Consider the following 12660-nt stretch of genomic DNA (forward strand, 5'->3'; position numbering starts at 1 on the left):
GACCACCGGAGCAACGACCACCGAGGCAACGACCACCGGAGCAACGACCACCGAAGCGCCGACCACCGAGGCAACGACCACCGAGGCAACGACCACCGGAGCCACGACCACCGGAGCAACGACCACCGGAGCGCCGACCACCAAAGCGTCGACCACCAAAACGCCGACCACCAAAACGCCGACCTTTGGAATATTGACGACCGCCAAGCCGCCCACCACAGTTCCGACCGTTATAGTAGAAACAGTTACATGTTCAAAAAACAATAATGTTTCTCCGGTTTGTTGTGGAGATAAACGTGGCTTATACCAAGATTATTGGAGAAGCGGTCCAGGCGGAGGAGTTCCGCCTCGCTGCAGTAGCTTAGCCCTTATCAAGAAAAAATCAGGATGTACCAATAAAACTAAATTACGCGATGTTTATTTTAACCGATTTAATTCAGTGGATGATTTTTGTAAATCCAACGGGTGGGGTAAGGCTGTTTATGATCCCGCGTGAGCCCGCGAAACCGTGTCGTATATGGTCCGCCCCGCATTGCAAGGAAAATTTTTCCATCATGACGTTAAAGAGTAATGCTTGCATATATCCGGCCTTTGGGGTGAGGTCTCAAAGGGAATCGGGGTCAGGTCTTTAATTATGTATGACAAATGTCGTTTATGCTGTTAACAAAGATATTTGGAGAGTAGACCGTCGGAACTTCCCCGACAGCTCCTCGCAGAACGGTACGTGAACCTCTCGATTCATACCGTTCCCATCGGGCAGGTTAATTTCATACTCGTGAACCAATTCGATAGACAGCTTGCAGCCATGCAGGACAACCTACCCAATTAACTCCATATGAAAGTAACCCTGTTTTCACTACGAACTCCTCCGGTTTATCAGGTACTCAATCTCTTGTGGTTGCAGCCACTTGGGAGTCTCCCTTAGCATCCACGCGACTGGTTCCCGCAGTTCCACAGAAGAGCCCGGCACAGATTCATGCCACCTATACGCCGGACACCACCTGCACAGCATTCGGAATTCACTTGCAGATTTATCCCGGGAGATTATGCGGCCCCCGGTTTTGATGTCAGAAAAAGTCTTTTACGAAGACCTGCCCCCAGCTTTTTTGACCCCAGCTTTTTACGCAGTTCGGGACCTGCCCCCCCCGGCTTTTCTCTGTTTTATAAGATTCTTGCGCATTATCAGTTGCAGATAATTCAAACGGTTCTTTTTGATGCCTCAGCCTTGTCTATCCTTGTCTCATTTTGCGAGGTAATAACTTTGATATCCCAACCTGCCGTTCAGTCCACAGGCGCACCCATGGCTTCTGGCTCCGTACCCGATCAGCCAACGGAAAGTGACGGGCTATTTGCCGGGTTTTTAACGGTCGCCCCTTGGCGCGTTCCGATCCTGTTTTTGCGGTCGCTTCATCCCGGTTATATTCCTCCCGGGACGCAGCCGTCGGCACAACCGGATGAAGGTCCGGCCTTCACTTTTGGCAGCCCCGATGGGCAGGACAGCAGCTTTTTCCAGGGTGTTGAGCTGGCGGCCCGGCTGGTGTCGCCTTATACAGTGCTGCCAGCGGAGATCCGCACGATGCTGGAGGGCATTGTCACTTTTTCCGCAGCGACCCGTTTCAGGGATCTTTTGGGCGCTTTTGGAGCGACTGAAGGTTCTCCTCCAACGGAAGGTCGGGCAGACATTTCAGAGGACCGCTCCCCAACAAACGACAAAGACAGGAAAAACAAGAAGCCGCAGCAAACACGACAACGAACCAGCCCGCCAGCCACTACCTCCATCGGCACTGGTCAGCTACCGAAAACCGCCATGGCACTGGGTGCCCTGTCCAGCCTGACCGCTGCGGCGGCTGCATCCCCATCCGGCAGTAAAGAAGTGTGGAAGCCGGTGCCGGATGCCAAAACTCTGGACAAGTTTGGCCGTGATCCGGACTATCTACTGAGTGGTAATTACTTCCAGACTGCGAATATTGATGGTGGTGAATTACTCCAACCCATTGGCAGCGATGGTCAAGCATTTACCGGTAAATACAATGGTCAGGGATATACCATTGAGAATCTCCGGGACTGCTTTGTGAAAAATCTGAAGGGTGAGGTTGATGGCCTGCGTTTCACTGATGCCAGTATAGGGTCCAGCTCTGGTCCAACTGCGGTGGTGGCCTGTAAAGTTTCACGCGGTGGGACAGTCAGTAATATCCGGGTTGAAAATGCACATGTTGACAACCGATGGGATAATGCGGCAATTGTAGGGGGTGAAATCGACGGAAAGGTTGCCAATATCACAGCAGTTGATTGCTCTGTCAGCGCTGGAAAGCATGCTGGTATCGGCGGAGGAGCTGTCTTATCAAAGGGAGCTCTTGCTAACATCACAGCAATCAACTGCACGGTGGAAAACCCCGGTTATTATTTAAATTTTTATGATGTCGGTATCGGGGCAGGCCAGGTTTTTGGAAGCATTGCCAACATCATTGCAATTAACTGCAACGTGAAAACGCTCCGTGATGGTAATGGTGATGCCGGTATCGGGGCGGGGGCAGTTTATTCTCGTTATTCTGATTCTGGCGGAGGCGTTTCTAACACCGTCGCTAACACCATAGCGATAAATTGCACAGTGGGAACTTCCGGTAGAGGTGATGCTGGTATTGGTGTGGGGAAAGTTATTGGACGCCAGGCTTACACCGTCGCTAACACCATGGCGATAAATTGCACGGTGGAAACCTCCGGTGATGGTGCTGATGCCGGTATCGGTGCGGGGAGCATTGATTATGGAACCATTGCTAACATTGCTAACACCATGGCATTCAACTGCAAGGTTAAAACCTCAGGAAAAACTGCAAATGCAGGTATCGGGACAGCAAGGCGCGGCACTGTGCTCAACACTAAGGCGGTAAACACCACTGTCGAAAGCAGATATGCCGATGCAAGTATCCGGGGAGGGTTTAACCCCACTATCTGTAATGTTCGCATTAACGGTACACTGCAACCAGACACCGCCGGGGATTGCCTCTACTTGCTCGATCATTTCTGTGAAGATACTGACCCCCGCCTGTTGAAGCCGAATTGCCAGCCCGGTGACTGTTATTCATGGGCATTAACAAATGACACTTTCACCGGGTTTGCGTCATGTCCTGTTGCCTTGGAAACCATCTCAACCACTCCCAGACAAATCACAACACCAGAAGCAATAGCAACTTCTGCACACAGCCCAACGTCGCCAACAGTCACTAACCAGCTGATCGAAGTCGCCAACGCCGAAACCCTGGTTAAAATCGGCACTGACCACAACTACCCACTGAACGGCACCTATATCCAAACCACCGATATCGATGCCAGCAGCTTGAGCCAACCTATCAGGCACTTTACCGGCCAGTACAATGGCCAGCACCATGCTATTACCAACCTGGATTGCTGCCTGGTGGACAACCTTGAGGGTGATATCGGCAACCTGCACTTTACCGGCGCCAGTATCAGCGCCAGCAAGCCAACGGGTGTGGTGGCCTGTGGACTGGGCGGCAACGGCAAAATCCATGACATCCTTGTGGACAACAGTCAGGTCATAACCTCCGGTAATGATGCCGACGCAGGTATCGGGGCCGGAGTCCTGTCGGGGGGCACGGTGGTCAACACCACTGTGGTGAACAGCACGGTGACCACCGCCGGTGAGGGAGCCGATGCCGGTATCGGTGCCGGGAGTATTGGCAATGGCGCAGCGATTTCCCAAATCACGGCCCTGAACAGCCGGGTGGAAACCTCCGGCAATAATGCCAATGCCGCTATCGGCGTCGGGGCCATGGGCAGTGACACAAGGATCGCCGATACCCTGGCCCGGGGCAGTTCGGTTACAACCTCCGGCTATGATGCCAATGCCGCTATCGGGACCGGGGCTATGGATTCCCGGGCAAGGATGGCTGGCACCCGGTCTGACAACAGCCAGGTGGTAACCTCGGGAGTCGGTGCCGATAGCGCTATCGGTGCCGGGGAGATCAGGGGCAACGGCACCGTTACTGATACCCGGGCGGTGAACAGCACAGTAACCGCCTCCGGTAATGAGACCTTGGTGGGTATTGCTGCAGGCCGGTTCAGGCGCGGGGCCGTGATTGCCAATACCACGCAGGTGAACAGTTTTGCCAGGAGCACAGGTTACTCTTCAGGCGTGGCCGGGGGACCATTACCGGCCACACCGGCACCGCCGGTAGCGAACACCACCATGAACTTTTCCGGCCTGCCGGGGGCCACCATGATGCTGCCCACCACGGCGGCACCGCTGGCGGCTACCCTGAGTACTGGCGCAGTAGCCGGTATCGCCCTGGGGGCTGCGGCCGCCTTTGTGGTGGCAGGGGTGGTGGCAGGGAGGTACATTTATCGTCATTATTGCCGCGGGTCATCCCCTGCCGCTGCCGATGACTCGCAGGAGTTGGTGGCCATCAATACTGTGGGGCAGGCAGAGGAGGCGGGTGCCCAGTCGATGATAGAAGCCGTCAGTAAAGAGGCAAGAGGAACCTGTCAGTGAACCACGCTCCGAAACCTCTCCTCCAAAGCCGCCCGGGCTGAAAAAACCGGCACGGTTACTGAACGGGGCAATTATGTTTTTTTGCCCCGGCCTTACGCAGTATTTTTATGATCGGCTGGTTGCCCTGATGACAGGCCAGATCAAGGGGGCTGGTGCCGTTGCGGTCGGCGAGGTTGGGGTTTGCGCCTTTTGTCAGCAATTCCAGCACGGAACTCTCAGACCCCTTGAGGACGGCACTGAGCAGGGGGGTCTTGCCACTCTGGCGGGCGATATTGGTATCCGCGCCGTTGTCCAGCAGAAATTTCACAATGGCCTTGTTCTCCGTTTCTACTGCCAGGTGCAGGGCCGTTGAGCCATCTTCAGTGGCCAGGTTGATGTTTGCCCAGCCATTGGACAGGCGGGTGACAATGGGCAGGTGGCCACGTTTTGCGGCAATATGCAGGGCTGCCCAGCCATCGCTACTGGTAAGGTCAAGTTCGGCCTTCTGCCTGATCAGGTATTGGACGATCTTGACTCTACCTTCCTGGGCCGCCAGGTAAAGGGGCGTTTCACCGGTGCTCAGTCGGGCATTGATGTCCGTATTGGCAGCAATCAGCGCTTCCACAATCCTCTCATGGCCAGCACTGGCGGCCAGATGCAAGGGTGTCAGGCCATTGTTGTGGGCAATGCCGGGATTAGCCCCGGCCTCGAGCAGGGCCTGGGCGATGGCCTCAAAGCCTTTAAGTGTGGCAATGTACAGCGCGGTTTTGCCATTGTTCAGGGCCGCATTGATAAAAGTATTTGCCCTGCTGTCTGCCAGCAGAACCTGCAGGACGCTCAGTTTGCCATGCCGGGCGGCCACATGCAGCGGCGTTAAGCCGTTGTCAGAAACTGCCCCGGGATCGGCACCTTTGGTTATCAGGGCCCCTGCGATATCCCGGAAGCCACCCTCTGCCGCGATGTGTAAAGGCGTCAAACCGTCCATGGCGGTAAAGTTAACTCTCGCCCCAATGGCAATCAGATGCTCGACGATCGGAAAAAGTCCCTGCTGGACGGCACTGAATAGCGGTGTTTCGCCGTTATTCCGGGCAACATGGATATCTGCCCCGGCCTTGATCAGGGTTACCAGGCACCGCAGGCTGCCATACTGGGCGGCGATGAATACGGGAGTTTCGCCGGTCACCAATCGGGCCTCAATATTCGCCTGCCTCTCCGCCAGGGCCATGACGATACTGGCGTGGCCGTACTGGGCAGCAAGGTGCAGGGCAGTAGTACCATCGTTACTGGCAGCATCAAGGTTTGCAGCATTGTTGATCAGGGCCAGCACAATCGCCAGGTGGCCAGCCCGTGCCGCCAAATGCAAGGCAGTATAGCCATCTTCACAGATCCCATTGAGCCGGGTCCGGGCATCCTCAGCCAACAGTTGCAAACAGGTTTCACAACCACTGCTGGCGGCCATGTGCAGTGCCGTCCAATCATCATCATGGGTGGCCGCATTTGGATCAGTCCGGGGATCGCCGAGCAGGGTCTGCAAACACAGCCTGTGGCCATGGCGAGCAGCAAGATGGAGTGGGGTGGTTCCGTCCTTCAGAGCCTTATTGGGATGAACCCCGGCATCCAGCAATAGTTGTGCGATGGTTGCATGTCCCTGGTGGGCAGAGATAAGCAGTGGGGTCCAGCCACTCTTGCTGGCCTGGCCAGGAGATCCGCCGTTAGCCAGCAGCACTTGTACACAGGCTTCCCGGCCTTCCCGGGCGGCAATATACAGGGGCGTTGAGCCATCCTTGCAGCAGGCATCGGGAACGGCCCCACACTCGAGCAACATGGCAACCACCTTTACATGGCCTGCGCGGGCGGCCAGAAACAGGGGCGTTTCTCCGCGCTTCAGGACGGCATTGAGATTTGCCCCACCCCTGGCGAGGGCGAATACCACCTCTTCATGCCCTTTTTCGGCGGCAATATGCAGTGCAGTTGAACGATACTGGAAGGCCGTGTTGGGGTCAGCCTCAAGACTGAGCAGGAGGCGGACCATAGGGGGATGGCCTTTCAGGGCGGCAACATAGAGCGGTGGAGCACAGTCCTCACCGGAGATATTGGGGTTTGCCCCAGCGGCCACCAGGGTTTTGACAATCTTCTCATGGCCATGGCTGACGGCGACAAACAGCAAGAACACGTTGTTACCGGTAACCTGCGACTTGAAGGACTGCTGCACAATATCCGGACAGGATTTCAGAAACGTCTGGAGGGTCTCGAGATCACCGATCGTGCAAGCCTGGACCGGCGCTGCCTCGCAATATTTGTTGGGCAACCGATATCCCACCGGAGCCTGACGAATCAGCGGTATTACCGGTTGCTGACAGACATAGCAGTGCCGTCCATGCAGTGGTTGTTCATCAAGCCAGTTGGTAATGCACCGCAAGTGAAAACGGTGATGACAGGCGGTGGTGACCATCTCCCTTGGTCCTGACTTGCCCATACTGCTTTCATGGCAAATGCTGCATACGGGGGGGGTAGTCGCTGGGGTGCTATCAATGGTTTTCATAGCATCAGAAGGTATTGAATCAGAAAATCAAGAGTTTGAGTAAAGGCATTAAATAAACTGGAAAGTTCCCGGGTACGAAATAAATAGAACGTAACTATTACCTCAAACTATATTCCCGGCTTTTTTCCTGTTTTATAAGATTTCTTGCCCATTGCCCGTTACCAATAATTCAAACGGTTCCTTGCATCGCCTGTGCCTTGTCTACCCTTGCCCTTATTTTGCGAGGGAATAACGTTGATATCTCAACCTACTGTTCAGTTAACAGGCGCAGCCACTGCCTCGGGCTCCATACCGGTTCAGCCAGGGGAGAAATGGGGCGTATGGGCAGGGATGAGGGTCGCTTTCTGGGATGGTTTTATTCCATTTTGGCAGTCCTGGGATCCTGATTATGTACCCCCCCAAGATGCAGTCGTCGGTGCAACCGGATAAAGGTCCGGCCTTCACTTTTGGCAGCCCCGGTGGGAAGGACAGTAGCTTTTTCGAGGGTGTTGCGCTGGGTGCCCGACTGGTGTCGCCTTATACGGTGCTGCCAGCGGAGATCGGCACGATGCTGCGGGGTTTTATCACGCTTTCCTCAGCGACCCGGCTCAGGGATCTTTTTGGTGCGACTAAAGGTTTGCCACCAGGGCAGAGCCAGGCAGACAGCCCGGTGGACGGCTCGCCAACAAACGACAAAGGCAGGAAAAAAAGAAACCGCAGCAAACACCACAACGCACCAGCCCACCGGCCAGCGCCTCCGTCGGCCTTGGCCAGCTACCGAACGCTGCCGTGGCACTGGGTGCCCTGTCTGGCCTGACCGCTGCGGCGGCTGCATCCCCATCCGGCAGTAAAACCGAAGGGTGGATTAAGGTGCCGAATGCCACAACCCTGGGCAAGATTGGCCGTGATCCGGACTATCCACTGAATGGCACTTACCGGCAGACGGCGGATATTGATGGTAGCCAGCTAAACCAGTCCATTGGTAATAAGAACGATCCGTTTACCGGGGAGTACGATGGGCAGTGCCGTACCATCAGCAACCTGTCTAAATGTTTTGTTGACACTCTGAAACAAGGCCGCATCCATCACCTTCACTTTACTGGTGCCAATATAAATTCCAAGGAGGTGGCTGGGTTAGCAGCCTGTGTTGTTGATGTTAATGGCACAGTCAGTGATATCTGGGCCGAAAATGTTCATATTTTCACCTTGGGTAAAAATGCAGACGCCGGCATCGGGGGGGGCAGGTTTCCGGAACGGTTGCCAACACCACGGCGGTGAACAGCACGGTCGAAACCTCGGGTTGGAATGCAGACGCCGGCATCGGGGGGGGTACCGTGGAGGAACGGTTGCCAACACCACGGCGGTGAACAGCAGGGTCAATACCACGGGTGACAGGGCAGACGCCGGCATCGGGGGGGGGGGTAGTGGAACGGTTGCCAACACCACGGCGGTGAACAGCTATGTCAATGGCATTAAAGAGGGGAATTCTTCTATCTCCAATGATCAGCTTCTTTGCCAAAAAGCAGACCTGCGTGTGTTAACAGCCGATTGCTCTTTGAGAACTGAATTTCTGGATGCGTTGGATTTTTCGTACGATGCGCTGGATGTTTCGTACAGTGATGCTTGCCCGGTAAATGCCGCTACAGCGACAACAGCCGCTACAGTGCCAACAGTCGCCACAAGGCGCGGGGCCGTGGTTGCCGATACTACGCAGATGAACAGTTTTGCCAGGAGCACAGGTTACTCTTCAGGCGTAGCCAGGGAGCCATTACCGGCCACACCGGCACCGACGGTAGCGGACTCCACCATGAACTTAACCGGCCTGCCGGGGGCCACCATGACGCTGCCCACCACGGCAGCACCACTGGCGGCTACCCTGAGTACCGGCGTAGTAGTCGGTATCGCCCTGGGGACTGCTGCCTTTGCGGTGGCAGGCGTGGAGTTAGGGAGGTACATTTATCGTCGTTATTGCCGCGGGTCATCCGCTGCCGATGACCCGCAGGAGTTGGTGGCCATCAATACTGTGGGGCAGGCATATGAAGAGATTGAAACTCGCAATCTCCGCAGAATAAGAACCGCTGTAAAGTAGATCATTTCAATGAGTTTGATATGCACAATCTCCGTTCACCCTGAGCGGAGTCGAAGGGTGCCAGGCACGATCTATCATGCTTCGGAGTTAACGCCCTTCGATGCTTCGACAAGCTCAGCACTCAGGACGAACGGAGTTTGGAGGCTCCGAAATGTGGAAATTATTCAAGGACTATTCCTTATTGCCATGGAAGCAACGGGTCGTTAACACTCATGCAAAACAGCAGCACAGGCTTTGACAGGCTCGCTTTGGCAGAGGTAGCAAAACTGGAGAATGGTGGCATAGATCGGCATTTTTTATGCCTGAACCACCATTTTTCCTATGACATGCCGATTAAACTGTTTATTACGCCAACATATCGATAAAAACAACTCTTGAGAGATGGCACATGGGGACTTTGATTCCATCAGATAAAAGACCAACACCTTCCACAACACTTTCCACAACAACAGCACCACGCTCTGAACAGCCTGCCAAGAAGTCCCGATTCAATTTCAGCTTTCTACGATTTGGCCGAAAAATTGCCCGATCTAATAATAACCAGACCAGCAGTTTAACGACTCAAAAAAACAATAATCTATCAAGTCTTGAACCCAAAAACATTCAGCAGAAAAAGATTAAGATCCTCAAAGCCGATAAAACAATTAAATCATTGGATCAGCTGGGCGAGAAGGTTAAACAGCTTCACGAAAGTAACGCTCTTATCGGTGAGCAACGGGCATCATTAGCTCAGCAAAGAGCCAAATTGTTAAGCAAGGAGAAAATTCCCCATTATGATGCGGTAGTGGCCGGTGCCGGTCCGACAGGATTGATGGCAGCGGTAGAGCTGGCAAGGAAAGGTCACAAGGTTTGTCTGTGTGAAGGCCGCAATGAAGAGGAGTGGGATATCCGCTCAAGCGTTATGGCTTTAGGGCCAGAAGCAACTTATGCAATTAATCAGATGTTGGACGCTCTGGAAAGCACTCACGGCCCGGGATACGTTTTTTCTCACAGAAAGAAATCGGATATAACGCATCCAAAAAGCCTGGCAAACATTCGGGAACAAGTAAGGCGCAACAGCTATATCAACTTACAGACCGACGTTATCCAGCGTATCTATATAGAATACGCGAAAACAAAATATCCGGATTTGATAGATATCAAGCATCAAGCCAGAGCCGGTTCTTTTAACCCATGGATTCAAACCATGGATTTACAACCATCGGGGCGTATTGCTTTCGATTCAATTATTCATGCCGATGGCGTGCATGGAACATCGCGCCAATCGTTACAAGAATTGGGGGCCAGCCTGGAAAAAATAACGGTCAATACCCCTTTTAGCGGCAGATGCCAATGCGCCTATATCCATCATCCAAGCTGGGCAGAGATCAAAACCGGTGCCCTCCTCAAGGCCAAGGAAAAAATACCTGCTGACCTGCTGCCTGAATTCAAGAAGCTGGGATGGAGCAGCAACTATTACCCTCAGTGCTACATTTTCTTATCCCATGCCAACTCTGAGAAATTGTGGATTTCCGGACAGTGCCCCACAAACCTCAAACCCGAACAACAGCTTGAGTGGAATGCACTGATTTGTGCAGCGACAGTGACTCCGACGAAGCGGGCCTGCTTGATGGCACCAACCTACGTCGATACCGACAGACATACCGCACGAGGGTCAAAAAAGGAGAACTTGAGCCATGCCATTTTCACTGTAGAGAAACAAAAGCTGGCACAACCTTCCGTCGCACTCCCTTTTGGCAAGAGTGAAGCTATTGGTGACGCAAAAGAGACACCCAATTTTTTCTTTGCCGAAGGTTTGAAAAACGCGGATAAGGATGTGAAAGATTTGGCAATTCCATTCACACCCAGAAAAGCCAGCTCATTTCCGCTGAACATACCCTCTTTCATTAAACGAATCATATCTCGTATTTTCTGACCAATTGGATAGGTGCATTGAGTTCTTGGCAGTGGCTTTGTTTTGTTTAAAGTTTCAACAAGGCTCTAAAATTTCCACTGATAATTCAAACGGTTCTTTCCGCCGTCTGAGCCTTGCCTATTCTTGCCTATTCTTGCCTTATTTTGCGAGGTAATCACTTTGATATCCCAACCTACCATTCAGCCAACGGGCACAGCCACCGCTCCCGGGTCCGTAACGGTTCAGCCAGGGGAAGGGGGAAATGGGGGGCTATGGTCAAGGTTTAAGGTCGCCCAGTACGTTTTGATCCCGTTATTGCGCTCTTTGCATCCTGATTATAACCCCCCCGGGTTGCTGCAGTCGGCGCAAGGGGATGAAGGTCCACTGTTCACCATTGGCAGTTCCGATGGGCAGAACAGTAGTTTTTTCCAGGGTGTTGCGCTGGGTGCCCGGCTGGTGTCGCCTTACACAGTGCTGCCAGAGGAGATCAGTACTCTGCTGGAGGGCTTTGTCACCCTTTCCACGGCGGCCCGGCTCAGGAATCTTTTTGGTGGGTCGGCTACCGCTTCGGCACCAGGGCAGAGCCGGGCGGACAGTACGGTGGACGGCTCCCCAACAAACGACAAAGGCAAGAAAAAAAAGAAATCACAGCAAACACCTCAGCCGACCAGCCCACCGGCCACCGCCTCTGCCCGGACTGGCCAGTTGCCAAATACGGCCCTGGCACTTGGGGCTCTGGCCAGCCTTACCGCTGTCGGCGGGTCATCAGCAACAACGCCTGCACACACCAAAACGTTCGCCCCAACCACAGAGCCTCGGGCAGCATGCGCTGATGATGAGTTCCCCTGTGACAACGGCGAATGTATTCATGCCGGTCATCAATGCGATGGGGAGGTCGATTGCGCTGATGGTTCCGATGAGAACTGCACACTGGCTGACTGTGACAGGCTGGAACGTAACTTTTTCTGCGACGATAACAAAAGATGTGTCAGTGCCGATTTGCGATGTGATGGGAAGAAAAATTGCGGCGATGGCTCCGATGAGAACTGCACACAAACTGACTGTGATAAGCTGAACCGTACCTTTTTCTGCGACGACAGCCGCTGTATTAGAACCGGTTGGCTATGTGATGGGGAGGCAGAGTGTGATGATCTCTCCGATGAGAACTGCACACTAGCTGACTGTATTAAGCTGGGACATAACTTTCTCTGCGATGATAACAAAAAATGTGTTAGTGACGCTTTGCAATGTGATGGGGATGCGGAGTGTGAGGATGGCTCCGATGAGAACTGCACACTAGCTGACTGTGATAGGCTGAACCGTACCTTTTTATGCGACGACAGCCGCTGTATTAGCGCCGGTTGGCAATGTGATGGGTATATTGATTGTGATGATGGCTCCGATGAGAACTGCACACTGGCTGACTGTATTGAGCGGGGACATAACTTTCTCTGCGATGATAACGAATGTGTTACCGCTTTGATATGTGATGGTATAGACAATTGCTACGATGGCTCGGATGAGCGGGTGGAGTTATGCAACCTTGTCTCTTCCGGCCTGTCGGGGACCACCATGGCAGTGCCCACCAGTGCGGCACCGCAGGCGACGGTATCAAACCCCGCCATGAACGTTTCCGGCCTGTCGGGGACCAGCATCATGGCACTGCCCAC

At 53.7% G+C, this 12660-nt stretch carries 8 protein-coding genes; 6 read left to right on the plus strand and 2 right to left on the minus strand.

Features of this window, described 5'->3' with window-relative positions:
• Nucleotides 1–264, minus strand: a 264-nt coding sequence (locus tag ACO6VE_RS22610) for a hypothetical protein (protein ID WP_422463585.1), incomplete at its 3' end; no start/stop codon positions are given.
• A 1036-nt stretch (nt 265–1300) separates the two neighbouring features.
• On the opposite strand from ACO6VE_RS22610, the gene ACO6VE_RS22615 reads away from it, so the two are divergent.
• Entirely contained in the window at nt 1301–4507 is a 3207-nt protein-coding gene (locus ACO6VE_RS22615) for a hypothetical protein (protein WP_422463586.1), read from the plus strand.
• 55 nt (nt 4508–4562) lie between these two features.
• Here the strand turns inward: ACO6VE_RS22615 and ACO6VE_RS22620 are convergent, their stop codons facing one another.
• A complete protein-coding gene (locus tag ACO6VE_RS22620; RefSeq protein ID WP_422448028.1) occupies nt 4563–6962 on the minus strand; it encodes an ankyrin repeat domain-containing protein in 2400 nt (799 codons plus the stop codon).
• A gap of 454 nt (nt 6963–7416) precedes the next feature.
• On the opposite strand from ACO6VE_RS22620, the gene ACO6VE_RS22625 reads away from it, so the two are divergent.
• From ACO6VE_RS22625 to ACO6VE_RS22645, 5 genes are all read left to right on the plus strand, one after another.
• A complete protein-coding gene (locus tag ACO6VE_RS22625; protein ID WP_422448026.1) occupies nt 7417–7824 on the plus strand; it encodes a hypothetical protein in 408 nt (135 codons plus the stop codon).
• Nucleotides 7797–8285, plus strand: coding sequence for a hypothetical protein (locus tag ACO6VE_RS22630; RefSeq protein WP_422448024.1), 489 nt, complete (start codon nt 7797–7799; stop codon nt 8283–8285). The genes ACO6VE_RS22625 and ACO6VE_RS22630 overlap by 28 nt, the downstream gene beginning before the upstream one ends.
• A gap of 22 nt (nt 8286–8307) precedes the next feature.
• Nucleotides 8308–9096 carry a hypothetical protein gene (locus ACO6VE_RS22635; protein WP_422463588.1) on the plus strand — a complete coding sequence of 263 codons (789 nt, stop codon included), beginning with the start codon at nt 8308–8310 and terminating at the stop codon, nt 9094–9096.
• A gap of 388 nt (nt 9097–9484) precedes the next feature.
• On the plus strand, nt 9485–11011 hold the full coding sequence (locus tag ACO6VE_RS22640; RefSeq protein ID WP_422463590.1) for an FAD-dependent oxidoreductase: 1527 nt from the start codon (nt 9485–9487) through the stop codon (nt 11009–11011).
• 159 nt (nt 11012–11170) lie between these two features.
• A partial coding sequence (locus ACO6VE_RS22645) for a hypothetical protein (protein WP_422463592.1) occupies nt 11171–12660 on the plus strand: 1490 nt, incomplete at its 3' end.

The sequence above is a fragment of the Endozoicomonas sp. ALB115 genome, from assembly GCF_049310245.1.
GTDB lineage: Bacteria > Pseudomonadota > Gammaproteobacteria > Pseudomonadales > Endozoicomonadaceae > Endozoicomonas.